Genomic DNA, 25,930 nt, shown 5'->3' on the forward strand with positions numbered 1-25,930 from the left:
ACCATTCACTGGAGCAACCCATGCAGGGCGTCACCGTCGTCGACCACCCGCTTGTCCAGCACAAGCTCACCATCATGCGCAAGAAGGAGACGTCGACCGCCGGTTTCCGGCGGCTGCTGCGCGAGATCTCGCTCCTGCTCGGCTACGAGGTCACCCGCAACCTCGAACTGACGACGACGACCATCGAAACGCCGATGGAAACCATGGAAGCGCCGACGCTGGAGGGCAAGAAGCTGGTCTTCGCCTCGGTGCTGCGCGCCGGCAATGGCCTGCTCGAAGGCCTGCTCGACCTGGTCCCGGCGGCCCGCGTCGCGCATGTCGGCCTCTACCGCGATCACGAAACGCTGGAGGCGGTGGAATATTTCTTCAAGGCGCCGAGCGATCTCGCCGACCGGCTGGTGATCGTCGTCGATCCGATGCTGGCGACCGCGAACTCGGCCATCGCGGCCATCGACAAGCTGAAGGAGCGCGGCGCCACCAACATCCGTTTCCTTTGCCTGCTGGCGGCGCCAGAAGGCATCGAGCGCTTCACCAAGGCGCATCCGGATGTTCCCGTGTTCACCGCTTCCATCGACCGCCAGCTCAACGAGAAGGGCTACATCATGCCCGGCCTCGGCGATGCCGGCGACCGCATGTACGGAACCAAATGACGGCGGCTGGCAAGGCCAGCTGACATCCAGTCGTTTACCGCCCGTTTACGCAAAGCCGCGGTTTCGGGTTGGCGTTAAAGCGGCACACACCATACGTGGGCAAGAATGGGCCTTCACGAAGGTCCATTCATGCTGCGCAAGCTTGTCATTCTGGGCGTGTTCGCCGGAACGTCGGCATCGATCCCGATCGTCTATCAGTCGAATCCGCAGATTCTCGACAACCTGTTGAAGTCGACCGTCGCCGGCAAGCCGTCCGCGCAGCCTCAGCCCGAACTGAACATGGCCTCGGTTCCCGGCAAGCCGGCCGCACCGCTGCCCACTGGGCGCAAAGTATTGGTGGCGGCTGACGAGCGCGGCCATTTCACCTCCGCCTTCAAGCTCAACGGCCGCCAGGTCGACGGCATGATCGACACCGGCGCCACTTTGGTCGCCATCAACACCTCGACGGCGCGCCGCATCGGCATCTCGCTCAACCCGTCGGACTTCAACCAGCAGGTCAACACCGCCAATGGCGCGATCAGGGCCGCCGTGGTCAACATCGATCGCCTGCAGATCGGCAAGATCAGCGTCGACAACGTCCAGGCGGTAGTGCTCGACGACAAGGCTCTGCGCACCAACCTCATTGGCATGAGCTTTTTGCAGCGGCTGGCAAAATACCAGGTCGAAAACGGCACACTGTTGCTGGTGCAGTAGCGCGTTCCGCTACCCGCGCGGCAGCACGCGCCGGATGACAGTCTTGTCGGCGGCTGGTTTCGACGCCCCGATCGTATAGGCCGAAAGCACGGCGGCTGCGGCCGCTTCGGCCTCCACTTGCGTGCGGGCGTGGACCAGCGCCAGCGGCTCGCCGGCCCGCACCTCGGCGCCGAGCGGCAGCAGCCTGGTGATGCCGACCGCATGGTCGATCCTGTCGTCCGGCCGCGTGCGCCCGCCACCGAGCCCGACCACGGCAAGGCCGATATCGCGGGTGGCAATAGCGGTGGCAAAACCGTTGCCTGTCGCCTTGACCGCAAACTCCACCGCCGCTTTCGGCAGGTATTTTTCCGGCTTCTCGACGAAATCGGCGGGACCGCCAAGGGCTGCGACCATACGCGCGAAGGCGGCTGCCGCGCGGCCGCCGGCCAGCGTCTCGGCCGCGCGCCTGAGACCGTCCTGATTGGACGACGCCAGCCCTGCCGATTGCAGCATCTCGGCGGCCAGCGCCAGCGTCACATCCTCCAGTCGCTTGTCGCGGAACCTTCCGGTGAGGAAATCGACGGCGTTGCGCACCTCGACCGCGTTGCCGGCCGCCGACGCCAGCGGCTCGTTCATACCGGTGACCAGCGCCGAGGCCTTCAGGCCGGCGCCGTTGGCGATCTCGACCAGGCTGTTGGCCAGTGCTGTCGCGTCGCGCGACTTCTCCATGAAGGCGCCATTGCCGACCTTGACGTCGAGCACCAGCGACCGCAGGCCGGCCGCGAGTTTCTTCGACAGGATAGAGGCAGTGATCAGCGGCACCGATTCCACCGTTCCGGTCACATCGCGGATCGCATAGAGGCGACGGTCGGCGGGCGCGAGATCGGCGGTCTGTCCGATGATGGCACAGCCGGTCTCGAGCACCGTCTTGCGGAAGCGCGCGATATCCGGCTGGCTGATATAGCCCGGGATGGCGTCCATCTTGTCCAGCGTGCCGCCGGTATGCCCAAGGCCCCTGCCGGAGATCATCGGCACATAGGCGCCGCAAGCGGCGACGATCGGCGCCAGCATCAGCGAGACATTGTCGCCGACGCCGCCGGTCGAATGTTTGTCGGTGACCGGACCCGGCAGGTCCGACCAGTCGAGCACATCGCCGGAATCGCGCATGGCGAGCGTCAGCGCCACCGCCTCGTCGCGGTTCATGCCGTTGAAGAACACCGCCATGGCAAAGGCGCCGACCTGGCCGTCCGAGACGCTGCCCGAAGTGACGCCGGCGACAAAGGCCGAAATCTCCTGCGCGGACAGTTTCTGGCCGTCGCGCTTGCGGCGGATGATTTCCTGCGGAAGCATCAGGTGCCCTTTGGCTCCGGCAACCCATCCTGGAACACATGCGCAAGGATCGTCGCCAGCCGTGCGCCGCCGATCGGCGCCATGTCCTTGGTCTCCTGGTGCGACAGTTCCGCCCCGGTCATCCCGGCGGCGAGATTGGTGATCACCGAACAGGCGGCTACGCGAAGCCCAAAGAAGCGGGCGAGAATGACCTCCGGTACGGTCGACATCCCTACCGCTTTGGCGCCCATGACGCGGGCCATGCGGATTTCAGCAGGGGTTTCGAAACACGGACCGGAAAACCACATATAGACGCCCTTGTGCAGCGCCGTCCCTGTCGCCTTCGCCGCCCGTTCGATCGCCGCGCGCAGGCCGGCATCATAGGCTTCGGTCAGGCCGACGAAGCGGCGGTCGCTAGGCTCGCCGATCAGCGGGTTGGAGCCGGAGAAATTGATGTGGTCGGTGATCAGCATCACCGATCCAGGCAGCATGTCGGGATCGACCGAGCCGGCGGCATTGGTAAGGATCAGCTTGGTGATGCCGATGCCGGCAAGCACCTCCAGCGCCGGCCGCATCGCCGCAGCAACGCCGTGCTCGTAATAATGGGCGCGGCCGGACAGCATCAGCACCGGCGTGCCGGCGAAAAGCCCCGCGACCACCTCGCCGGCATGGCCAGTCACCCCGCTGCGGGGGAAACCCGGCAGGTCGGCATAAGAGATGCGCACGGCATTTTCGACCTGGTCGACAAGCCCGCCAAGGCCCGACCCCAGCACCATCGCCGTTGTCGGCGCCAACCCGTCCAGCCTTTCAACGAGGTGGTCCAGAGCTTCCTTCATATCAGCCAACTCTCACTTCAAAATGTCGCCACGAAACCCGTAGGGCAGCATGTCGCCCATGGTCACGGTCTCGACCACGCCGGTGTTGTCGCAAAGATAGAGCTTTGTGTCCGGCCGGCAGAATTCCGCCAGCCTTTGCCGGCAGCCGCCACAGGGCGAGCATTTGGCCATGCGCGAGGCAATGACGGCGATTTCCACAATCTTGCCGCCGCCGCCCATGATGTAATGGCCGAGCGCCGTGGTCTCGGCGCACCAGCCTTCCGGATAGGACGCGACCTCGATGTTGGCGCCGGTGAAGACACGGCCGTCTTCGGTGCGCAACGCCGCACCCACCGGAAACTTCGAATAGGGCGCGTAGGCCTTGGCCATGGCCTCCTGCGCGGCTTCGAACAGATCATGCGACATCTAGACGTTCTCTCCGACGATCGTGGTCAAAACCCGGCGCTTTGCGTTTTCCTGGCGCCTTCGAGCACCAGCCGCATGTTCGACACAGTGCTCCTGGGCGCCCGGATCACCGTTCCTTGACATAAGGCACGCCGCCGGCGCGCGGCGGGATCGCCTTGCCGATGAAGCCGGCAAGCAGGATCACGGTCAGCACATAGGGCAGCGCCTGCATGAACTGCACCGGCACCTTGCCGATCAACGGCAGCGGCGAACCCTGCAGGCGGATCGCCGCCGCGTCGAGGAAGCCGAACAGAAGACAGGCGAACATGGCGTTCACCGGTCGCCATTTGGCAAAGATCAGCGCCGCCAGTGCGATGTAGCCCTTGCCCGCGGTCATGTCCTTCACGAAGCCGCCATTCTGCACCATCGAGAGGTAGGCGCCGGCAATGCCGGTCAGCACACCGGTGCAGATCAGGGCCCGGTAGCGCAGCCAGGCGACCGAGATGCCGGCGGTGTCGACGGCGGCCGGGTTCTCGCCGACGGCGCGTAGGCGCAGGCCGAAGCGGGTGCGAAACAACACCCACCAGGTGAACGGCACCATGGCGAAAGCGAGATAGACCAGGATCGAATGGCCAGAGAGCAGCTCGGAATAGATCGGCCCTATGATCGGCACGTCGTGGATCGCGGCAGCACCAGGCAGAGTGATGGCCTCGAAACGCTCGCCCGGCTGCAGCGCCGGCGTTCGCCCGCCCTGCTGGAACCAGGCTTGGCCCAGAATGATGGTCGAGCCGGCGGCGACGAAGTTGATGGCCACACCGGAGACGATCTGGTTGCCGCGATGGGTGATCGAGGCGAAGCCGTGCACCAGGGCAAACGCGACCGACATCACGATCGCCATGCCGAGACCGAGGAAGGCCGAATGGAAGACCGAAGCGGCGGCCGCACCTGCAAAGGCGCCGACCAGCATCTTGCCTTCCAGCCCGATGTCGAAAACGCCTGCGCGTTCCGAATAGAGGCCGGCGAGGCAAGCGAGTAGCAGCGGCACCGACAGGCGTATGGTCGAGTCCAGGATCTGCACGATGGCGATGAAGACGTCCATCTCAGGCGCCCTTCCCTTTGACCGCTTCGATGCCGACCGACCTTGGACTGAACGAGGCGAACAGCGCCTGGACGTAGGGCCGGAACATGTGCTCCAGCGCACCGGCAAACAGGATGACCAGGCCCTGGATGATGACGATCATGTCGCGGGAAATCGCCGGCATTTCGAAGGCAAGTTCGGCGCCGCCCTGGTAGAGCATGCCGAACAGGATCGCCGCCAGCACGATGCCGACCGGATGCAGTCGGCCCATCAGCGCCACGGCGATGCCGACGAAGCCGGCGCCGGAGACGAAATCGATCGCCACATTGTGCTGGTCGCCCATCACCGGGTTCAGCGTCATCATGCCGGCCAGCGCGCCCGAAATCATCATCGCGATGATGATGATGCGGGTCTCCGAAATGCCGGCATAGCGCGCCGCTTTCGGGCTGTGGCCATAGGTGCGCATCTCGTAGCCGAGCTTGGTGCGCCAGATCAGCAGCCAGACCAGGAATGCCATGAGCAGCGCCAGCAGGAAGCAGATGTTGAACGGCGCCGAGCGGATCTTGGCGCCGAACAGTTCGATGATCCAGTTGAGTTTGGGCAGTTCGGCGCCGGCGAGGAAGTTGCGCGTCTGCGGCGCCTGCGACGCCGCCGGCTTCAACGGCCCAACCAGGAGGTAGACCATGATCGAGGCCGCGATGAAGTTGAACATGATGGTGGTGATGACGATGTGCGACCCGCGCTTGGCCTGCAGATAGGCCGGGATCAGCGCCCACAGCGCACCGACGGCGGCTCCGGCGACGATCGCCAGCGGAAAGGTCAGCCACCACGGCAGCACAGTGTCGAAGGCGAGGCAGACCACGCCCACGCCAAGGCCGGCAATATAGGCCTGGCCCTCGGTCCCGATGTTGAACAGGCCGCAATGCGCGGCCACCGCCACCGACAGGCCGGTGAAGATGAAGGTGGTGGCATAGAACAGCGTGAAGGCAATGCCGGTTCCCTTGCCGAAAGCGCCCTCGACCAGGATGACGGCGGCACGAAACGGGTTTTCGCCGACCAGCATGACGACGAAACCGGCAACGATGAAAGCCACCGACAGATTGATCAACGGGATCAGCCCATAATCGGCCCAGGCCGGCAGTTTGGCGTAAGGCGTGCTCACTCTGCCGCCTCCTGGCGATCGATGCCTGCCATCAGCAGGCCAAGCTCGCCCTCGGTCGCCTCCGGGCCACGTTCGCCGACGATGCGCCCGGCAAACATCACCAGGATGCGGTCGGACAGCGAACGGATCTCGTCGAGCTCGACCGACACCACCAGCACCGCCTTGCCCTGGTCGCGCATGGCAATCAGCCGCTTGTGGATGAATTCTATGGCGCCGACATCGACGCCGCGCGTCGGCTGGCCGACGATCAGAACACCGGGATCCTGCTCCATTTCTCGCGCCAGCACGATCTTCTGCTGGTTGCCGCCGGAGAAATTCGCCGTCTTCAGACGCGGATTGCCGGGACGGATGTCGTATTTCTCGATCTTGTCCTTGGCATCGGTCATGATGGCGTCGATGTTGAGGAACGGCCCTTTGAGGTAGCGCGGGTCGTCATGGTAGCCGAGGATCGAATTCTCGTTCTCCTCGAAGGCCAGCACCAGGCCGACATGATGGCGGTCCTCCGGCACATGGGCGAGCCCACGGTCGCGCAACTCGCCGGGATCGGCGGCCCCGGTCAGGTCGATCGGCTTGCCATCGAGCATCACCGAGCCGGAAACCGCGCGCCTGATGCCGGAAATCGCCTCGAGCAGTTCGGACTGGCCGTTGCCGGCGACACCGGCAATGCCGACGATCTCGCCGGCGCGGATATCGAAGGAGATGTCGTCGACCATGGTGACGCCGCGCTGGTCTTTCACCGTCAGGTTCTTGACGGCGAGCTTGACCGCGCCGGCCTCCGTCTCGCCCTTTTCGACCCGCAGCAGCACGCGCCGCCCGACCATCAGTTCGGCCAGTTCGCCGACTGTCGTCTTGCTGGTCTCGCGCGTCGCCACCATCGTGCCCTGGCGCATGACCGAGACATTGTCGGTGATGGCCATGATCTCGCGCAGCTTGTGGGTGATCAGCACCACCGTTTTGCCCTGGTCCTTCAATTGCCTGAGGATGCGAAACAGATGGTCGGCCTCGGCCGGCGTCAACACGCCCGTCGGCTCGTCGAGAATCAGGATCTCGGCGCCGCGATAAAGCGCCTTCAGGATTTCGACACGCTGCTGCAGGCCGACCGGCAATTCCTCGATGATGGCGTCGGGATCGACTTCCAGCCCGTATTCGCGCTCGAGCCGCTCCAGTTCGGAGCGCGCCTTGGCGATGCTCTTTTTCAACAGCGCATCGCTTTCGGCGCCGAGGATGATGTTTTCCAGCACGGTGAAATTGTCGACCAGCATGAAGTGCTGGTGCACCATGCCAATGCCGAGCGCGATGGCGTCGTTGGAAGTCTTGATAGACGCCGGCTTGCCGCCGACGCGGATCTCGCCGCTGTCGGCCTGGTAGAAGCCGTAGAGGATCGACATCAGCGTCGACTTGCCGGCGCCGTTCTCGCCGACGATGCCGTGGATGGTGCCGCGTGCGATCTCCAGATTGATGTCGCGATTGGCGCGAACGGCGCCAAAACTCTTGTTGATGCCGATCAGTTCGATTGCGGCTTGCGCCATGCAGCCTGTCCCACTCTTATTTTTTTATCGCTTGGTCAAAACGCCTAGCATGATGCCCCACCCGTGCCAATTGGCGGCGCAGTGGCCACTCTCGACAAATCCCGGTGCGCTTGTCAATTTCGAACGTGGCCGCAGATCTTCACATTCACTAATATGCAAGGCTCAACAGTCGCATCATGCTGCAACCGCGTGCACCAGGACCTGAGGAGTTTTGAATGATCATGCCTGTCGACCGGCTGACGACGCTGGAAATCCGCGCCGCCGAGCAGGAAAAGACCATCGAGGAACTGTCGGGCCAGATCGCCGAACAGTGGACGGCGATCGAACGCATGCAGCGCAAGCTCGATGCCCTGACCGGGCGCTTCATGGCGCTGGAGGAACAATCGGCACCCGACGTGCCGATAACCAAACCGCCGCACTGGTAGCAAGGAGAAGCCTATGGCCAGTGAAAGCGATCGCGTTGCGCGGGCGGGCGATTATGTGCTTGGCCTGATGAACGATCGCGACCGCGAACGTGCCGAGCGCGACCTGGAGATCGATCCGGCCTTCCGCGACACGGTGATGCGGCTGGCCGAGCGCATGCATGTCTTCGACCGCACGGGGCGGCCCTCGGGCGACGGCGATCGCTGGCGGCTGATCTCGCAACGCATCGCCGAACTGCCGCAGATGCGTGTGGTCGGCCACGACGAAGCGAAGCCGGTGATCGGCAGACTGGAGCGGAAGCCCTATGGCGTCGGCGTGCATTCGCTCGGTGGCCGACGCGGCGCCGTCATCGCCATCGCGCTGATCATGGTATTCGCGCTGGGTTATCTCGTCGGACAGCTATAGGCCGAGTTCGCGCGACATCAGCAGCATCGGGGAGCCGTCCTGCTCAAACGACTCGACCACTGCCCAACCGAGCCCGGCATAGAAGTCTCGCGCCACCCACGTATAGAGGTAGGTCCTCTCCACACCGATCGCGGTTGCATGCGCTTCGATGGCTGCAACCAGCGCGCGGCCGATCCCTTTGCCGCGGTGGTCGCTATCGACGACCAATCCCGCCAGCCAAGGCGTCAGCTCATGCGCGGGTTCAATTTCGTGGCGAACCAGCAGGCAGGTCCCGACCGGGACCTCCCCTATCCGCGCCACAAGCGCCGCCTCGAAGCCATCTCCATTGAGCAACTCGCGAAGCCCGGCGACGTCCTCATTCAGCGTTCTTGCGCTGCCCTCGAAAAAGGCGGCGATGCGCAGTCGCGCCACTGCATCAACATCGCGTTCGGTCATCGGTCCGATGGTCGGCTTCACTCTCGCCTCTCAAGTTGCGGCCCCCGTCAAAACCCAAAAACAAAACCGCCGGACTCTCGCCCGGCGGTTTCAACTCTAATGGATACAGATCAATACGGGCAGGCGTTGTCGGCGGTATAGTCGTGCACCTGGATCGTGCCGGCGATGATGTCGGCCTTGGCCTTTTCGACGGCAGCCTTCATTTCGTCGGTGACCAGCGCCTTGTTGTTGTCGTCCATGGCGTAGTCGACACCGCCTTCCTTGAGGCCGAGATTTTGCAGGCCGCCTTTGAAGGTGCCGTTCTTGCCGTCCATGAAGGCGGTGTAGACGGCCACGTCGACGCGCTTCAGCATCGAGGTCAGCACCTTGCCGGGCTGCAGGCCGTTCTGGTTGGAATCGACGCCGATGCCGAGCTTGCCGGCATCCGCCGCCGCCTGCAGCACGCCGACGCCGGTGCCGCCGGCCGCGGCATAGACGACGTCGGAGCCCTGGTCGATCTGCGTCTTGGCGATCTCGCCGCCCTTGGCCGGATCGTTCCACGCCGCGGGCGTGTCACCGGTCATGTTCTGGATGACATCGGTCGCACCGGCCGCCTTGGCGCCGCCGACATAGCCGCATTCGAACTTGCGGATCAGCGGAATGTCCATGCCGCCGATGAAGGAGACCTTCTTGGACTTCGAGGCCATCGCCGCCAGGATGCCGACGAGATAGGAGCCTTCGTTTTCCTTGAAGACCAGCGAGCGGACATTGGGCATATCGACGGCATCGTCGATGATGGCGAAGTTGAGATCGGGATATTCCTTCGCGACCACCTTCAGCGCATCTTCCCAGGCAAAGCCGGCCATGACGATCGGGTTGCGGCCGTCCTCGGCGAAGCGGCGCAGCGCCTGCTCGCGTTGCGAGGCGTTCGACACTTCGAACTCGACATAGGCGGTGCCGGTCTCGGTCTTGAACTTTTCGGCGCCGTGATAGGCAGCCTCGTTGAAGGATTTGTCGAACTTGCCGCCGAGATCGTAGAGGATGGCCGGCTGGACATCCGCGGCGAAAGCCGGAAGAACCATTGCGGTTGCGGCCAGGAGGCCGAGAACGATACGTTTCATGTGATCCACACCCTGTCGGTTATTTTTTTCCGTTACGCGCCGTCCGCCTGCCCGGTTCTCCGGCAGGCATGCGGCATCAGCCAGGAGTGTACTCCCCTCCCGCTCTAGGCAATCTGGCACGGCCCGAAACAAAATTCACGCGGAATTTTGACCTTTTGGAAAAGCATGCCCCCCGTTGGAAAAACATGCCCAATGCGGTGACAGCTGTGGACGATTGCCGCGTTGTCGTCGCAAGTCCGCCGGCACAACCCATCAGCCCGGCGCGAATTCTCCGCCGCGCCGCCGGCGCCGGTAGCCGATCGCATAGAGGATGAAGGCAAGCACCGCGAACACGGCAAACCCCGGCTGGGCAAGCACCCAGGCGATGCCGCCATCCCATATCACCGGATTGACCTTGGCGCGCACGAAGGTCTCGAAGGCCGCGCGGGTGTCGGGCGAAACCGCCAGCCAGCTCGAATTCAGCGGCGTCATGACCAATGCGGAAGCCGCCACCGAGCGCGTCGCGTCGAGCACGGCCATGATGACGGCGACCGAGAGTGCGATCATGGCCGCGAGGCGAAACAAAAAACGCAACATCGAAAAATCTTCCCCGATCCTCAAGTTCCTCCCGAGGACCTTCCGGTCAAGGCGAGGAATAGAATGCGCACGCCCGGCGTGCAATCACCATACACGAATTTGAAGCCTATCGCCCGCCTATATGGCCACCTTTCGGCTCCGCCGATGGACGAGCCAGACGCCAAGGACGCCGCCGCCAATGGCCCCGACCACCAGCCCGGCAAGGCCGATGAACACCGCGAAGTAGCCGCAGCCGCCTTCGAAACAGCTGATGTCGGTGGCTTCGGCGATCCCCGCGCCGAGCGCGAAGCCGGCGACGGCGCCGACGACGGCGCCGAGGGTGATGCCGGCCAGCGCGGCGACGATCGAACTAAAGGCTGACGGTGCCTGCGCTTCCGGCCTTGCATAAAAGGCCTTGGCCTCGTCGCGGCGGCGCAGCAGGTAAATGCAAAACAGGCCGATGACGATTTCGGTGGCGGCGATCGCAAGCTCCCTGGCGGAGACGGTGAAATCGGGCACGGTCAGCGCATAGACCTGCTCGGCCAGCCGCCAGGCGATGGTGGTGATCTGCCAGATGGTGAAATGACGCGGAAAGCGCGCGGAACGGCTTAAGGCGAGGCCGAGCAGATAAAGCCCCCACACGATGGTGACGATGTCGAAGGCCAGTCCGCCAAGCACGAAATAGAAGACCCTGTCCGGTAGGCCGGAACTCTCGAACAGCCACCGCGCCGAGACCAGCCAGTAGACCGACCATGCCATCACGAAGAGGAGCCAGACCACGGGCACGAAGGACAGCCCGCTGTCCGGACGCCCTGCGGGCGTCAGCCCGCCTGGCATGCCTCCGGCCGGCGTTCCGCTGGCCGGCTGTTCATTGCTCGATGTCATGTCGGACGATGCCCCCCGCAAAGCCTCCGCCGCACTCGACAGGTGGCGAGGGGCGAAGTCAAGCGCGGCCGGCCCTGCCGCCTTGCCCGTGCACACCATTCAGAACCGAAGCGCCTTAGAAGCGGAGCCGTTCAACGCCCCGCGAAACGATGCATGGCCGGCAAAGCGAATAGACTGCCGTTATGGCTTGGCATTCGGCGCCGGATCGACTAGATGAGCCCCGCGCCTGTTTGATTGACGGGCGCCGGGAAGGGCATCCGCTGGTTGGCGGTGTCCATCAAGCGGGTCTTCCCGCAAATCCCAAAGGGATGCATCTCCCCAACCCGCGTGGCAAAACCGGCCGGCGCGAATGCAAGGACGGAGAGGTGGCCGAGTGGTTGAAGGCGCACGCCTGGAAAGTGTGTTTACGGGAGACCGTAACGCGGGTTCGAATCCCGCTCTCTCCGCCATTATCAAGCCAATGAAACCGCCTGCGATTTCCCACCCAGCGGGTGCGGCTGACTTTATTTCACATGCTCGCCCTGGGTTCATGGCGGATTGCGGCTTGCTCGCGAAGCCAGGCGCAGAAATGCCGCGGAGCCATGCGGCGGTCGTCGTCACCTGGTCCGCCAGAGTTTCAAAGGCGTAGCGCCGAACCTCTGTCTTCACTCTTCGTGCCCCATCTGTCACCGTCGCAACCAACGCGGTAGTGCCGCCTGGTGCGATCTCAGGTCGCAGATGAGGTAATTCCATGAATTATAACGATATCGACCTCAATCTATTGCGGGTCTTTGACGTGATGATGCGGGAAAGGAGCGTCACGCGGGCGGCTACCGAATTAGGCAGAACACAATCCGCTGTAAGCCACTCCCTGTCGAAGCTTCGGTATCTATTGCAGGATGAATTGTTCACCAGAGATGGCGGCGAGATGCGGCCGACTCCCCGGGCAGTTGAGCTGCTGTCGAATATTTCCGCCGCACTCGCAACGATCCGCGCATCGATCGACCGGCATCAGATCTTCAATCCAGCAACGACGCGGCGCAACTTTCGCGTTGGACTTACAGATTATCATGCCATGGTTTTCATCCCGGGCCTCATTCGAGAATTTTCCAGGCAAGCTCCTGGCGCGACGCTGAACGTCATTCCCGCAAACGGACCCGAAATCGGTTCATCGGTCTATCTGAGACAAGTTGACTGCGCGCTGACGGGAGCAGCGATACGCGACGACCCAGGTCTCTTGAAGGTGGAGCTTGGCCAGGACCGATTGTTTTGCGCAGTGTGGAGCGGAAGCAAGATCGCCAGAAGCGCAATGACGCTGGAAACCTATCTGGCCAGTTCCCACCTCCAGATTTCCGCAGATGGCCTGGCGGAAGGCCTCGCGGATGCCGCCCTCAAACAGATGGGTCTTCGCCGCAATGTCGTTGCGACCATCTCGAACTATCCGGTGCTGCCCTGGGCGCTTCGCGGCACTGAACTGATTACCCATTGCGGTGATGCCATCCTGCAAATGCTGGATGAGAGGAGTGAGGTGACGTTGGTCCCGCCACCCCTTCCGATAGCGAATGTGAATGCCTGGCTTATTGTTCACCGCCAGATGGCGAATGACCCGGGAACCAGGTGGCTCCGGGAAATCATCGTGGGAATCTACAACGAATCGCGGAGCAAGAGACACCAAGGCACCGTCGGAGCACCGGGGTCGGCCGTAAAATAGGTCGCGCGCGCTGCTTCACCACTCAACCGCTTTTCAGCTGGGAGTGCTTCGCAACTATGAGCAGCGCTCATTTTCACCATGAGAACAATCGATTTGACGAATACTTGGGCTGGAGAGCACATTCCCTTCAACAATAACAGGGGAATGCCGAAATGAGATCAACGTTCAAGGGCCTACTTGCCCTCGCCATCGCGTGCACCGCCTCCTCGGCGTGGTCCGCAACCCTCGATAATGTCAAGAAAAATGGCGTGCTGACCTGTGGCACGAATTCGGCCACGGCTGGCTTCAGCCTTCCCGACAATGAAGGCAAATGGACCGGATTTGTCGTCGATTATTGTCGCGCCGTGGCCGCTGCCGTGCTCGGGGACGCGCAAAAGGTCAAGTTCATCCCATTGACGCCAAAGGATCGCTTCACCGCCTTGCAGTCGGGAGAGATCGACATTCTCGCCCACAACGCAACCTGGACATCGTCCCGCGATACGTCGCTAGGCATACTGTTTGCCGGCACGTATTTCTATGACGGCCAGGGGTTCATGGTGCGCAAGGCGGACAATATCACGTCAGCCAAGGGACTTGACGGCGCATCGATATGCGTCACCCAGGGCACCACGACCGAGTTGAACCTTGCCGACTATTTTCGCTCGCAGTCGATCAAGTACACGACGGTTGGTTTCGCAGACGAGGAAGCTGTAGTGAAGGCTTATGAGGAGGGACGTTGCGACGTCTTGTCCGCAGACACCTCCACCTTGAACGCGTCGCGGCTTCGCATGGCCAAGCCGGACGACAGCATTGTTCTTCCCGAGCTGATCTCCAAGGAGCCGCTTGGCCCGGCCGTGCGGCAGGGTGACGACCAGTGGCTCAATGTGGCGAAGTGGACGCTCTACGTCATGGTGGCCGCGGAGGAATACGGGGTCACCTCCAAGAACGTCGATGCCATGAAATCGTCGGACAACCCCAGCATCCGCCGCTTGCTTGGCGTGGACGGCAGCATAGGCAAGGACATCGGGCTCGGCGATAACTGGCCGGTCGAGGTGATCAAGCAGGTCGGCAATTACGGCGAAGTGTTTGATCGCAATGTCGGCAAGGATTCGCCGCTGAAAATGGAGCGCGGCATGAACGCGCTCTGGAACCAAGGCGGCGTTCAATACGCTCCGCCGATCCGCTAACGCATGTCGCTCAAAAATGGCCCCGGTTTTGAGACACGACATGCATAACGAAGACCCTAAAGCGCGTCGCCTGAGTCCGTTCAATGGCGACGCGCTTTAGGCAAAGGCATGGTTGCAAGGCGCTGGCGTGTTACCGTCAGCGCCTTGCACGGACCCGATAGGAACAGCCCATGTCCCATTTGTCGCTTCCCGCGCCGTCGCGCAGGAGGTTGTCGCTGCACGATACGAAGGTGCGGGGCATCTTCTACCAGCTCTTGCTCGCCGGCTGCCTGCTGGCCTTGGCCCTGGGCATCGGCATGCAGACTGCATCGAATATGCGGGTCCGGGGGATTCCGCTCTCATTCGACTTTTGGAATGAGTCTGCCGGCTTCGACATCAATCAAACCCTGATACCGTACGATGCATTGTCCAGCTACGGTCAGGCGTTCTGGGTGGGAGTGGCCAACACCCTCTACGTCAGTCTCCTCGCAATCCTGTTTGCGACCTTGCTTGGCTTCGTCATCGGCGTTGCCCGCCTGTCGCCGAACTGGATCGTTTCGAAGGTGGCGACCGCCTATGTCGAGCTTGTGCGCAATGTTCCGTTATTGCTGCAGCTGCTGTTCTGGTACAACGCCGTCCTCAAGCCGTTGCCCTCGCCGAAGGCGTCCATCGCCATTCCCGGCGGCATCTACCTCAACAATCGCGGCCTCATCGTTCCGGAGATTCATCTGCATCCGGGAGCGGGGCTGGTGGGCTTGGCATTCGTTGCGGCCATTTCCTGCTGCGTTGCATTCTGGTTTCGCGCCAGGAGCGTCCAGAGACGGACGGGCAGGCAGCTGCCGGTGCTTCTGGTCAGTCTGGCGACCTTGATAGGATTTCCGTTGGTCCTTTTCCTGGCGGCTGGCGAGCCGGTCTCGTTCGTCGCCCCGCAGCTACGGGGTTTCAATTTTCAAGGCGGGCATCAGCTCTATCCGGAGTTTGCCGCTCTCCTGATCGGTCTGTCGGTCTACACCGGTTCATACATCGCCGAGATCGTGCGAGGTGGAATCCAGGCAGTGCCAAAGGGCCAGACCGAGGCTGCGCATGCGCTGGGGCTGGCGCCGGGCAAGACGCTTCGTCTGGTCGTCGTTCCCCAGGCGCTGCGCATCATCATTCCCCCTTTGACAAGCCAGTATCTCAATCTCATCAAGAACTCGTCGCTTGCCGTGTTCATCGGCTATCCCGACCTCGTTCAGATCTTTGCAGGCACGGTGCTCAACCAGACCGGAGCCGCCGTCCAGGTCATGGCGATTACCCTGTCGGTCTATCTCGTTATCTCCCTTGCCACGTCATTGGCCATGAACGCGTGTAACCGACATTTTGCAATCGTTGAAAGGTGACGGATGAGCGATCAGTCCATGCGTTCGCCAGTTGACGTCAGCGCGCTCATACCAGCCATGGCGCCTCCCGCGGACGTTCGACCGGGTCCAGTGAGCTGGATGAAAAAGAACCTGTTTTCGACGCCGTCTTCAGGCGCGCTGACAATATGCTTTGTCCTCCTAGCCGCGTGGCTGCTGCATCACTTCCTGAGCTTTGCGATCTTCAACGCGGTCTGGAGCGGCGGCCATGAAGCTTGCCGTGCGAACAGCCAGGGGGCTTGCTGGCCTTTCATCGCCGAGAAGTTCGACTACCTGCGATACGGCGCGTATCCGGTTTCCGAGCGGTGGCGCGTGGACCTTGCGCAGGCGATCGGCGCCATCCTCATCGTTTGGCTCCTGTGGACGAAGGCTCCGCGGCGCAAAGTGGCGGCGTTGCTGTTCTTCCTCGTCTACCCCGTGGCCGCGTTCGTTCTCGTGCGCGGCGTTGCCTGGCTTCATTTGCCTGTCATCGATACGACGCTCTGGGGCGGTCTCTTGATCACGTTGCTGATGTCGATCGTGGGTATCGTCTTCTCGCTACCGATCGGGGTTATCCTGGCGCTTGGGCGCAGGTCGGAACTCCCTTTCGTCAAGACGGTTTGCGTCACGTTCATCGAAGTCGTCCGCGGCGTGCCGTTTATCACAGTGTTGTTCATGGCGAACTTCATGATGCCGCTCTTCGTCCCGGATTATCTGACACCTGATCGTCTGTTGCGCCCGCTCATCGCGATAGCGTTGTTCTCGTCCGCCTATATGGCCGAGGTCGTGAGAGCCGGCCTTCAGGCGATCCCGAAGGGCCAACACGAAGCGGCCAAGGCGCTCGGGATCGGCTACTTCGACATGATGCGCCTGATCGTCCTCCCTCAGGCGTTGACGATCGTCATACCGAGTATCGTCTCGACCTTCATCGGTCTGTTCAAAGACACGACTCTGGTCGCCGTCGTCGGCATCGCGGATTTTCTGAAGGCCGTCGAAACGGCGCGCGTCGATCCGAACTGGGCAGGCCCGACGATCTCATCAACCGGCTACCTCTTTGCGGGGCTGGTCTACTGGAGCTTTTGCTTCGGCATGTCGCGTTACTCGCAATCTATGGAGCGCCAATTGGCGCGTGGCCACAAATCCTAGGAGGCGCTGATGATGCCGCAAGCAATGCCCGCGGCAAGGTGACTATCAAATGGCTTGTGCAGACACGCCCGCATCGGCGCTTGGGCAACGACATATCGCGGGAATAGATTTCGACCAGATCCACGACCGTCAGCAGTTCGGATCCGTCAAATGGGCCAACCAGTGGGACGAGTTCTCTCCCCAGGTCGAGGGCCAGGACCTGCTGTCGCTGTGGACGGCGGATATGGACTTCCGCGCTCCGGAAACCGTCATCGCGCGACTGCGCGAGGCCGCGGAGCATGGCATTTACGGCTACACACGCCGCGATCCGCGCCACTATGAGATCGTGCAATCGTGGTTCGCGCACCGGCACAACTGGTCGCCGAAACTGGAGAACTTGCTTCCCGCGCCGGCGATCATGCCGTCCGTGGCTGCGATACTGCGAACCTTCACCAAGCCCGGTGACTGCGTCATTGTGCAGTCGCCCGTGTACTCGCCCTATTTCGAAGTGGTTCAGGGAAACGGCCGCGTTCTCCTTACGAACCGGCTGAGGCTGCAGAACAACAGATATGAGCTCGATCTCGAGGATTTCGAGAAACTGGCGGCCGGCGGCGCCAAGGCATTCCTGCTGTGCAATCCTCACAACCCTGCCGGAATGGCCTGGACACGCGAAGAATTGGCGGCGCTCAACGACATCTGCGAGCGTCATGGAATCCTGGTGATATCCGACGACATTCACTGCGACATAAGGTTGTCGGATCGTCCTCACATCGTCTTCTCCTCCATCTCGGAAGATGCTGCGGAGAAATCGTTCATCTGCACCGCTCCAACGAAGACTTTCAATCTTGCCGGGGTTCCTTCGGCAACGATTTCGGTAGCCAGCAAAAAGCGCCGCGAGGCGCTTCTTGCCGCAATGCAGGCGTCATTCATGGTGAATGCGAACTTTTTCGGCCGCCTGGCCCTGGAGGTTGCTTACAGCAGCGGCGCGCCGTGGCTCGACCAACTCACGCGCTACATCGCCGGCAACATCGATCTGGTTTGCGAGTTCGCCGGTGAACACCTTCCAGGCATCACGCCCATGCGGCCCGACGCATCGTTTCTGGTGTGGTTGGATGCGTGCGCGCTCGATCGCCGAGTGGGTGGAATTCAGAAATTCTTTGTCGATCGGGCCGGGGTTAATCTCTATGACGGCCGCGTCTATGGGCCTGGCGGCGAAGGCTTCATCCGCCTGAATGTCGGCTGCCCGCGTCCCCTGTTGCGCCAAGGGCTGGAGCGCATGTCCAGCGCGCTGGCATCCCTGTGATCGAGCGCCAGGGTGCTTCGGATTCGAGCCTGGTACTTGATGCCGGCAGCCGGTAAGGAAACGTCCGAGGGCCGACGAGCCAGGTGGCCCGCAAGTCCGGATTCCATAGCCGTGCCGGACACAACCCTCAAGCCAAAGTCGACATGTCCAGCTTGATCGCCGCTACCATTTCACAGCGAACCCGAGCTTGGCGCCCAGGGCGTGGCTATCGCCAAAATCCTTGAGGCTTGTCCGCGCTGTCCCTTCTCCGAAGACGGCGTAGCGGCCGTCCGCCCAGCTCAGCGAGCCACCAAGGCCGACACCGCCCCACAGCGCCTGATTTTCGCTGACCAGCTTCGTGCCAGACACATCGACATCATTTCCGTCGAGGAAGTCGTAGTAAAGGTTGCCGAGCCCATAGATGTGCGTGCGGCTGACTTGCCCCGCATCGTCCACCCACTGGTCTTCATAGTCCGCGGAGAGGCCGAGGCGGCCAACGAGGCTGTTGCTGCTGCCGGGCGACACGACGGCGCCAAACGGGTCGGTGAACGTGTCGAAGTCGACCGACGAATAGACAAGCTGGGCTTGGGGCGTCAGCGACCAGTTGCCGTTGAGGGCGATCTTCTGTCCGGTCTCGATGCTCAGCCCGTAGCCGAAACCGTTGTTGCCGTCCGCAAGCGTGGTGCCCAGCGTGGCCGACCGGATGTCACTGTCATACCATGTCGCCTCGGCCTGCGCGTCGACGTAGAAGCCACCGCTGCCGAACCAGGTGAGCGTGCTGCCGACGCCGTAGCCGGTGGCAGCGATCGACCCTGCCCCGAAGATCGAGGAGACGTCCGACGACGCGGTTCCGTAGTGGGCCGTAATCCCTCCGATCAGGGTACCGGCGTCGCTTTCGTGCAGCAGGCCATCGACGCCGGCCTGCAGCTTCCAGGTGGTCACATCATAGTTCGTGCCGGAGGTCGACGTCTCAGGCTTGATCTCGGCATGGGCAGCTTCGATGCGCGCCCATATCGCCTTGCCGTCGACCGAGCCCTGGCCTGGCAGGTCCGCACCTTGCGGCGTAGCACCCTCGCCCCACGACCGATTGCCAATGCGTTGCTGCATGGTGCCCAGTTCATTGAAGGCCTGCAGCACCCCTTCATAGGCCTCGTACAGAGGCACGCCGGGCGAATAGAGCGGCTGCGGATCGGGATCGCCGTTGACCAGGGCCGAGCGCAGATACCAATCGCCATCGGCCGGTGTGCTGACGCCGTTCTTGTAGAGCCTGTATGCGTAGGCGCCCGCGACGACCGCTGCATCGCCTTCGAAGGTATAATTGCCGTCGAGCGAGAAGCTGCCGTTCGAGACGCCGCCGACGTCGACGATCTTGATGCCTCCGACCGTTTGGGCGCCCGACCCGCCGAAATTGACGACCTGAAGGGTACCCGTCCCTGACGTGTTGCCGGCGATCACCAGCATGTCTGTCGGCGAACCGTCACCACCGAGCGCAGCGTTGAGAACGACGGCGCCGCTATTGCCGACATAGTCGCCGCTTACGGTAAGTGTGTCGCCTGGGACGCCACCCGCGATGCGCACCGTTCCGGCGTTGCTCAGCCCCGCAATCGTCTGGGACGTGCCGGCAAGATCGAGCGTGGCGCCCGAGGCGACGGAAAACTGCGAGGAGGAACTGAACGCGTTCGCAGCGCCCGCGGCAAGCGTGCCGCCGCTGACCGCAGTGGCGCCGGTAAAGCCTGAGTTGTCCAACGCAAGCAGCAGCGTGCCTTGGCCGTCCTTGATGAACGTACCGGCGCCCGAGAGCACGCCGGCATAGCTGGCGGAGGCGACTTGGTCGAATGTGAAGGAGGCGCCGGCGCCGATCGCGACATCGCCACCGAAGCGCTCGGCCGCCGAGACGAGGCCGCCTTGATTGACGGTCCAGTCCAGCAGCGACGTGCCTGACAGCGTCAGCACGCCGGCGCCATCCTTCATCATTGCGCCGGTGCCGGAGATATCGCCGGCGAAGCTGGCGTCCGCCGCCTGGTCGAACACGACAGTGCCGGAATTGCCGATGTCACCACGAATCGAGGTTGCATCGCCGACCAGCGTGCCAGCGCTGACCAACGTGTTGCCGCCATAGCTGTTCGTTCCCGTAAGCGTCAGCGTGCCGGCGCCGGTCTTGGCAAGGCTGCCAGCGCCAGAGATCGCACCGGACAAGGTCAGGTCGGCCACAGTGTCGAAGGTGCCGCCGGCCGACGAAAGCGTGACGTCGCGCGCCGAGCTGAACGCCGCTGTGTTGCGCAGCGTCCCGCCGGAGAGCGTCAGGCCGCCAGCGGCAACGCCGAGATTGTTGTCGGCTGAAACAGATAGCACGCCGCCCAGGACGGTGGTGCCGCCCGTGTAGGTGTTGGCGCCGGACAGCACCAGCGTGCCCGCATCGGTCTTGGTCAGGCTGCTGGTCCCGGTTAGCACGGAGGCGATGGTGGCGGTGTAACCTGCTCCGGCCACCGTGCCGTCGCCGACCCGAATGATGCTCTCGCCGCCAGCGCCATCAAGCGTGATGGCGTCGCCTTCGATGCGGTAGCCATCGGCGGCGAATTGCATGCCCGTAATCGCAAGCGCGCCGGCGCTGCCGTCGGCGATGACGGTGCCGCCGAGCGTCTGGAAGATGGCGAAGCCGGGCTGCGGCTTCATCGCGCCAGTTACCAGGCCGGTGCTCGTCGTCCAGTTCAGGCTTGTCGCCGTCCACGTGCCGTTGCCGCCGTCGACCAGATCATTGTTGGCATTGCCGGCCGCGTCACCATCCCAGAAGAGCAAGTCGGTGCCGACGCTGCTGACGAGATTGACCTGGTTGGCGACGGAGGTCTGCACCGTCAGGTCGGCGGCCGTGACACCGGCCGGCAGATTGCCGAGCTCGAGACCATTGTCGGTGAGTGCGCCGCCATAATTGATTAGCCGGTAGACGCCAGGCCCGAAGCCGCCGACATCGGTGATGTTGAGGCTGCCGTCCAGCGTCAGCGCGCCGGTCACCTCGATCAGGTCGTTGACACCGCCGCCGACAATGGCCGCCTGGCCGAGCTCGTAGTCGAGCATAGAACCGGAGCTCAGGCTGAGCGATCCGACCGTAAGCGTGCCAGGGCTGGACCCCGGCGCCAGCACACCGCCATCGGCGACGATCACCGCGCCGCCGATCGAGCCGGAGCCGCCCAGCGTGCCGCCGCTGTTGACCGTCGTTTCGGTGCTGCCGAGCGAGCCCTCGACGATAAGCTTGCCGCTGTCGACGGTGGTGCGGCCGGAATAGGTACTGTCGCCCTTGAGCACCAGGGTGCCGGCGCCCTCCTTGTAGACGCCGCCCACGCCGGTCAGCTCGCCATTCGCGGTCAGCGTCGTACCCGCCGCCGCGCGGAAGTAGCCATAGGCGGAAGTGAGCTTGACATCGCGGCTCATGGCGAAGCTTGCTGTCGTGCCGAGTTCGCCGCCGTCGAGTGTCAGCAGGCCCGTAGCGGCACCCAGATTCTGGTCCGACGCGACCGAGATGCTTTTGCCGGTCCCGACCTTGGTGCCGCCGCTGTGGGTGTTGGCACCGGTCAGCGTCAGCGTGCCGAAGCCTCCGATGTCGACGCTGCCCGAGCCGGAGATATTTCCGCCGAAGGTGTGGGGGCCGAGGTCGAGAAACGAGACAGCGCCGTTGTCCAGGATGTCGCCACGGATCGCCACGGTGTTGCCGGCAAGCGTTCCTGCATTGACGATGTTGCCACCCGTATAGCTGTTGGCCAAATTGGTGACGTTGAGCGTGCCGGCGCCGCTCTTGACCAGTGTGCCGGTGCCGGTCACCTGGCCTGACACGTCCAACTGCGTGCCTGCCACCGTGTCGAACCCGCCGGTCGAATTGATCAGGACATTGCGATTGGTGGCGAAGCTGGTGGTCGTGCGCAACGTGCCGCCGTCGAAGGTCAAGCCGCCCGAGAGGGCGCCCAGATTGTTGTCACTCGAAATTTGCAGGGTCCCGCCGGACAAGGTCCAAGGCGTGACGGCAGTTGTCGTCCCCGTTAGGGTCCAGGTGCTGTTTCCGGTTTTCTCGTAGAACCCAAACCCGTCATATTTGGCGCCAGCGCCGATCTGCGACACACCGAAACTGGCGCTGATATCGCCACCCAGCTTGAATGTATCCGCGGCGCTGAAAGCGACCACATTGCCTGTGATGGTGGAGCCGGCCTGAATCTCCAGCGAATTGACACCGCCGGTGAACTGGATGGCTTTGCCGGCTGCCGGCGTTCCGCCACCGGTGCCGACGGCACCGCCGCTGATCGTACCCGCATTGATGACCGCGATGTTGGCGCCCTTGATCCCTGCGGCGCCATCGCCGCCTGCCAAGGAGCCCTGACCGCCACTGCCGCCAACGATCGTCGCACCTAGCTTGTTGATGACGGTTCCACCTGAAAGCAGCAGAACAGCGGCGCCACCGTCCCCACCGCCGCCGAGAACTGTTCTTCCACCGGCACCCCCGAGCAGATTCCCGCTGTTCTGGATTGTCCCGCCGCCCATCAGGACGATGGCAGCTGCGCCGCCGCCAGCACCTGCTTGGACCCCAATTGTGGAAAGACTCGTGCCGCCGGTAACGCTGCCGCCCGCCTCTACAAACACGTTTGCGGACGAGAATATGCCGACGCCGCCGCCACCGCTGCCGCTGTTGCCATTGGTCCCACCTCGGCCGCCAGTGCCACCACTCACCGATCCTGTGCCAGTGACTGTAACGTCGGCCGTGGCACTGACGCCCACACCGCCACCGCCACCGCCGCCGCTCCTGACGACGCCATTCGTGCCAGGGGAGCCCAAAGCGCCGGCCCCGCCGCTGATGCTGGTTGCAATGGTCCCGTCTGTCGAGATGACCAGACCCGTAGCACCAGTGGCACCGGCAACGCCATTTGGGTTGTTGGCTGTCCCACTTACCGCTCCCGATCCTCCTGGCGCCCCGTCACCCGTCGTGAGGTCAATGCCGCCACCACCGCCACCAGCGGTCGCGCCATTGGCGGCATTCTGACCCGTGGCACTCGCGAGCGCGCCGTCAACGCCACCTTGTCCAGCGCCTGCGCTGCTGCCATTGCCGCCATCGGCCCGAGCTGGCGCGGCGCTCAGCGCAAGGGCAACAGTTAGGATCGTCAAGGCGGAAGTGCCGGAGCGAAGCGACACGACTTGCGGCAAGCGCGCGAGATGCAAAACCCAAAACCCATCACGCGCAATCCGCTCCGCCATGCCTAAGCTCCCTGATTCCTGAGTGCGCGAAGGCAGCATGAAAGCTATTCGCCCGCAAGAAGTTTATAGTCGTGAGAGCTACCAAGAAGCTAACGGTGATCAGTAAAATGAAGTCTGCGACTTTTGAGCGACAGAAAATAGTCAATATTAGATATAGCTTATTAAACAGAGACCTTACGGAATCGCGAGAACAATCTCGCTGCATGAATTTATGCGGAAACGTTCGGACCTCCTGGGCCCAGCCGATCCCATCGGGCGGAGGTGAGTTTCGCCTCTACGGGGGCGATGAGGCGCTAGGCTGCCCCTTGGGCGACCCTCACTATCCTGCAAGAAGTGATTCTGTAATCGACTCCCACTCTGCGTCTAGCTTGCCAGTTGCCACAGGCTGCCCGGCGCGGCGGTACCAGTAGGCTGCATTAGAAAGGTCGCCTTCTTTGCGGTGCAGATAGGCATGAACCCATACAGAGGCCGGATCAGATTCGTTGGCCTGCACACACTCATGCGCCCGCTCCCAATCGCCCTGTCTATCCCACCATAGAGCGTGGAGCGCCATCCCAAGATTCGCCGGGGGCTCTACACCCTGAAGGGTCGCACGGAACTCGTCGATGTCCATAGTTACCTCGCCTCTGGCTACGCCGGTCCTGTCCCGTTCCGTGCAACGAAATGCGCCCTCTGCCGGTGATTTGCTCTGTCGACTTTAGCAATGGCTCTGGCGATCTTTAGCGGAAACGGGGTTTTCGCTCGGCAAAGGCCGCATCAAGGGCTTCCAATTGACGAATGCTCGTTGCAGGGCTGCTTCCTGCTTCTAAGCTTCATGGACGGCAGAAGCTGCCACGGAAGCCAAAGGCGCTTCCAGGCTCCATGTTATGCCATGCGGACCGTGTTCGAGAATTCCCTGCCCACTGACCGCTGCGGGCGCAACCCGCTTCAGCACAACGGTTCCAAAGCCACCTTGTCCGACAGTCTGAACCTGCGGACCATCGGATTCGGCCCAGGTGAGGTGAAAGAGCCTCGAAGCACCGGAACCGGTGATGCCCCATGTGACCGAAATCCGGCCCTTGTCCCCTGAGAGCACGCCGTATTTGGCCGAGTTGGTCGCCAGTTCGTGGAAGGCAATCCCGAGATACTGAACTGCGTTGGGACTGAGCACCAATGATGGGCCCGACATTTCGATCACATCCCCCCGCGGGAAAGGCTCGACCTGGGCCGCCAAGAGGTCGCTGATCGTGGCACCCTTCCAATCCGCCGAAACAAGCAGGTCGTGAGATCGCGACAACGCCATGATGCGCTCGCGCACCTGGGTTTCAAAGTGTTTTGGCGTCTCCGATCGCTTGTTGGTCTCCCGGATCATCGACAGGATGACCGAATACTGGTTTTTCACCCGGTGGTTGACCTCGCGCATCAGCATGCGGATGCGGTATTCATTCTCCTTCGCCGACGTGATGTCTCGCGCTATCTTCGATGCGCCGGTGATCTGCCCGGTTGCGTTACGCACGGGCGATATCGTCAGCGAAACCGGAACCAGGCTGCCATCCTTGCGCAGGCGGGTCGTTTCGAATGGTTCGACGCGCTCGCCGCGGCGAATGCGTTGGAGGATGCGGGGTTCCTCGTCCTGATGGTCTTCGGGGATCAGCATGGTCACCGACCGGCCAATCGCTTCGTCGGCGGTATAGCCGAAAAGCCGTTCGGCGCCGTGGTTCCAGCTTTTTATGATGGTGTTGAGATCCTTGCTGACGATAGCGTCAAATGAGGATTCCACGATCGCTGACAGGTGCTGCCTGGTTTCTTCGGCACGCTGGCGGTCCGTCAGGTCCAGCAGCATGTTGACGGCGCCAATCAGAGCGCCGTGCTCGTCCCGCAGCGGTGTCGGGTAGGGCAGGAACGGAAAAAACGATCCATCGGGACGCTGCGCAACAGCTTGCTGATTGCGGACCGGCCTGTTCTCCTTGAGCGCGATGGCCATCGGGCATTCATCGTGCGGCAATTCCTTGCCGTCGGCAGTGAACAGCTTGAACGTCACGCACCATTTATCCTTGCCGATTTCAGGCTCCCTGCCTGCCAGATCGGCCGCGGCGCGGTTGTAGTAGGTGATCGTCCCATCCTGATCGGTCGTGTAGATGGCGACGGGTAGGCCGTCGAGTATCTGGTGATAGGTACTGTCATGCTGCCTGAGCTCCGAGCGGGTGTGTACCAAGTCGGTTACATCGACCGTGAAGCACCGGGTGTTGATCAGCTTGCCGTCCCGGAAATGTCCGCTTGAGGTGACTTCGACGTGCTTGATCGATCCATCGCTGGCCCTCAATCGCGCCGGATATCTTACGATCTTCTCGCCATTGGCAAGGCGACCCAAAATGTCCTCTATGACGTCCCGGTCGGGATAGAACTCGGCGATGTGGCAACCGAGGTAGTCCTCTGCGGGATAGCCGAGAAGGTTGAGCTCAGCCTGGTTGGCATGCACGATCACGCCGTCTGCGTTCACCAGATGCAGGGCAACGGCGCCGTTTTCGAAGAAATCCTTGTAATCGAAATCCAGACCGTCATTGCTGGACACCCCCGGGTTTTCGAAGGCGACAACATTCGCCTGTGTTGCTTCATGCATCCCAAACACCTTGTTCAGTCCAACCAAATATAATGCGG

Annotated in this window: 22 protein-coding genes and 1 tRNA gene; 10 read left to right on the plus strand and 13 right to left on the minus strand. The window is 62.6% G+C overall.

Going from position 1 to position 25,930, the window contains the following annotated elements:
* Window positions 1-20: 20 nt before the first annotated feature.
* Together upp and ACYG9Z_RS08695 are read left to right on the plus strand one after the other, a co-directional pair.
* Window positions 21-650 carry a uracil phosphoribosyltransferase gene (gene upp, locus ACYG9Z_RS08690; protein ID WP_023671129.1) on the plus strand — a complete coding sequence of 210 codons (630 nt, stop codon included), beginning with the start codon at window positions 21-23 and terminating at the stop codon, window positions 648-650.
* A gap of 129 nt (window positions 651-779) precedes the next feature.
* On the plus strand, window positions 780-1,343 hold the full coding sequence (locus ACYG9Z_RS08695) for a TIGR02281 family clan AA aspartic protease (RefSeq protein WP_023695614.1): 564 nt from the start codon (window positions 780-782) through the stop codon (window positions 1,341-1,343).
* A gap of 9 nt (window positions 1,344-1,352) precedes the next feature.
* Here the strand turns inward: ACYG9Z_RS08695 and deoA are convergent, their stop codons facing one another.
* The 6 genes from deoA to ACYG9Z_RS08725 form a co-directional block, all read right to left on the minus strand.
* Complete coding sequence (gene deoA, locus ACYG9Z_RS08700) at window positions 1,353-2,672, minus strand: thymidine phosphorylase (RefSeq protein WP_023733522.1); 1,320 nt, start codon at window positions 2,670-2,672, stop codon at window positions 1,353-1,355.
* On the minus strand, window positions 2,672-3,487 hold the full coding sequence (locus ACYG9Z_RS08705; RefSeq protein WP_023735052.1) for a purine-nucleoside phosphorylase: 816 nt from the start codon (window positions 3,485-3,487) through the stop codon (window positions 2,672-2,674). Before ACYG9Z_RS08705 ends, deoA begins: the two co-directional genes overlap by 1 nt.
* 12 nt (window positions 3,488-3,499) lie before the next feature.
* Entirely contained in the window at window positions 3,500-3,892 is a 393-nt protein-coding gene (cdd, locus tag ACYG9Z_RS08710; protein ID WP_023683183.1) for a cytidine deaminase, read from the minus strand.
* Between the two features lie 106 nt (window positions 3,893-3,998).
* Complete coding sequence (locus ACYG9Z_RS08715) at window positions 3,999-4,970, minus strand: ABC transporter permease (RefSeq protein ID WP_023683182.1); 972 nt, start codon at window positions 4,968-4,970, stop codon at window positions 3,999-4,001.
* A 1-nt stretch (window position 4,971) separates the two neighbouring features.
* Entirely contained in the window at window positions 4,972-6,111 is a 1,140-nt protein-coding gene (locus tag ACYG9Z_RS08720) for an ABC transporter permease (RefSeq protein WP_023686470.1), read from the minus strand.
* Window positions 6,108-7,640 (minus strand): ABC transporter ATP-binding protein, encoded by a 1,533-nt coding sequence (locus tag ACYG9Z_RS08725; RefSeq protein WP_023714064.1) that lies wholly within the window; start codon window positions 7,638-7,640, stop codon window positions 6,108-6,110. Before ACYG9Z_RS08725 ends, ACYG9Z_RS08720 begins: the two co-directional genes overlap by 4 nt.
* A gap of 218 nt (window positions 7,641-7,858) precedes the next feature.
* On the opposite strand from ACYG9Z_RS08725, the gene ACYG9Z_RS08730 reads away from it, so the two are divergent.
* Window positions 7,859-8,065 carry a SlyX family protein gene (locus tag ACYG9Z_RS08730; RefSeq protein ID WP_196813821.1) on the plus strand — a complete coding sequence of 69 codons (207 nt, stop codon included), beginning with the start codon at window positions 7,859-7,861 and terminating at the stop codon, window positions 8,063-8,065.
* 13 nt (window positions 8,066-8,078) lie between these two features.
* The gene (locus ACYG9Z_RS08735; protein WP_023751357.1) at window positions 8,079-8,468 is read left to right on the plus strand and encodes a hypothetical protein; all 390 of its coding nucleotides are present in this window, start codon (window positions 8,079-8,081) and stop codon (window positions 8,466-8,468) included.
* On the opposite strand, the gene ACYG9Z_RS08740 is transcribed toward ACYG9Z_RS08735, so the two are convergent.
* The 4 genes from ACYG9Z_RS08740 to ACYG9Z_RS08755 all read right to left on the minus strand — a co-directional run bounded on the left by ACYG9Z_RS08740 (window position 8,463) and on the right by ACYG9Z_RS08755 (window position 11,443).
* Complete coding sequence (locus ACYG9Z_RS08740) at window positions 8,463-8,924, minus strand: GNAT family N-acetyltransferase (protein ID WP_023683178.1); 462 nt, start codon at window positions 8,922-8,924, stop codon at window positions 8,463-8,465. The two genes, ACYG9Z_RS08735 and ACYG9Z_RS08740, sit on opposite strands and share 6 nt — an antisense overlap.
* Before the next feature lie 89 nt (window positions 8,925-9,013).
* Window positions 9,014-10,003: a BMP family lipoprotein gene (locus ACYG9Z_RS08745; RefSeq protein WP_023683177.1), complete on the minus strand. Its 990-nt coding sequence runs from the start codon at window positions 10,001-10,003 to the stop codon at window positions 9,014-9,016.
* Window positions 10,004-10,255: 252 nt separating this feature from the next.
* On the minus strand, window positions 10,256-10,579 hold the full coding sequence (locus tag ACYG9Z_RS08750) for a hypothetical protein (protein WP_023744152.1): 324 nt from the start codon (window positions 10,577-10,579) through the stop codon (window positions 10,256-10,258).
* Window positions 10,580-10,696: 117 nt separating this feature from the next.
* Window positions 10,697-11,443: a hypothetical protein gene (locus tag ACYG9Z_RS08755; protein ID WP_023751358.1), complete on the minus strand. Its 747-nt coding sequence runs from the start codon at window positions 11,441-11,443 to the stop codon at window positions 10,697-10,699.
* Window positions 11,444-11,802: 359 nt separating this feature from the next.
* Between ACYG9Z_RS08755 and ACYG9Z_RS08760 the strand changes: the two genes are divergently transcribed.
* The 6 genes from ACYG9Z_RS08760 to ACYG9Z_RS08785 all read left to right on the plus strand — a co-directional run bounded on the left by ACYG9Z_RS08760 (window position 11,803) and on the right by ACYG9Z_RS08785 (window position 18,082).
* Window positions 11,803-11,892: transfer RNA gene (locus ACYG9Z_RS08760), tRNA-Ser, on the plus strand.
* A gap of 281 nt (window positions 11,893-12,173) precedes the next feature.
* Entirely contained in the window at window positions 12,174-13,133 is a 960-nt protein-coding gene (locus ACYG9Z_RS08765) for a LysR family transcriptional regulator (protein ID WP_023686474.1), read from the plus strand.
* 152 nt (window positions 13,134-13,285) lie between these two features.
* Entirely contained in the window at window positions 13,286-14,299 is a 1,014-nt protein-coding gene (locus tag ACYG9Z_RS08770) for an amino acid ABC transporter substrate-binding protein (protein ID WP_023686475.1), read from the plus strand.
* Window positions 14,300-14,469: 170 nt separating this feature from the next.
* Window positions 14,470-15,657, plus strand: a complete 1,188-nt coding sequence (locus tag ACYG9Z_RS08775; protein WP_023733528.1) for an amino acid ABC transporter permease — start codon at window positions 14,470-14,472, stop codon at window positions 15,655-15,657.
* Between the two features lie 18 nt (window positions 15,658-15,675).
* Entirely contained in the window at window positions 15,676-16,800 is a 1,125-nt protein-coding gene (locus tag ACYG9Z_RS08780; protein ID WP_031243988.1) for an amino acid ABC transporter permease, read from the plus strand.
* A gap of 49 nt (window positions 16,801-16,849) precedes the next feature.
* The gene (locus ACYG9Z_RS08785; protein ID WP_050586810.1) at window positions 16,850-18,082 is read left to right on the plus strand and encodes a MalY/PatB family protein; all 1,233 of its coding nucleotides are present in this window, start codon (window positions 16,850-16,852) and stop codon (window positions 18,080-18,082) included.
* Between the two features lie 162 nt (window positions 18,083-18,244).
* Here ACYG9Z_RS08785 and ACYG9Z_RS08790 read toward each other — a convergent pair whose 3' ends face one another.
* From ACYG9Z_RS08790 to ACYG9Z_RS08800, 3 genes are all read right to left on the minus strand, one after another.
* Window positions 18,245-23,203, minus strand: a complete 4,959-nt coding sequence (locus ACYG9Z_RS08790; protein WP_460223153.1) for an autotransporter outer membrane beta-barrel domain-containing protein — start codon at window positions 23,201-23,203, stop codon at window positions 18,245-18,247.
* A 409-nt stretch (window positions 23,204-23,612) separates the two neighbouring features.
* The gene (locus ACYG9Z_RS08795; RefSeq protein ID WP_023704064.1) at window positions 23,613-23,906 is read right to left on the minus strand and encodes a hypothetical protein; all 294 of its coding nucleotides are present in this window, start codon (window positions 23,904-23,906) and stop codon (window positions 23,613-23,615) included.
* Window positions 23,907-24,098: 192 nt separating this feature from the next.
* Window positions 24,099-25,892, minus strand: a complete 1,794-nt coding sequence (locus ACYG9Z_RS08800; RefSeq protein ID WP_023751361.1) for a PAS domain S-box protein — start codon at window positions 25,890-25,892, stop codon at window positions 24,099-24,101.
* Window positions 25,893-25,930: the final 38 nt, after the last annotated feature.

Source organism: Mesorhizobium sp. RSR380A (assembly GCF_054719385.1).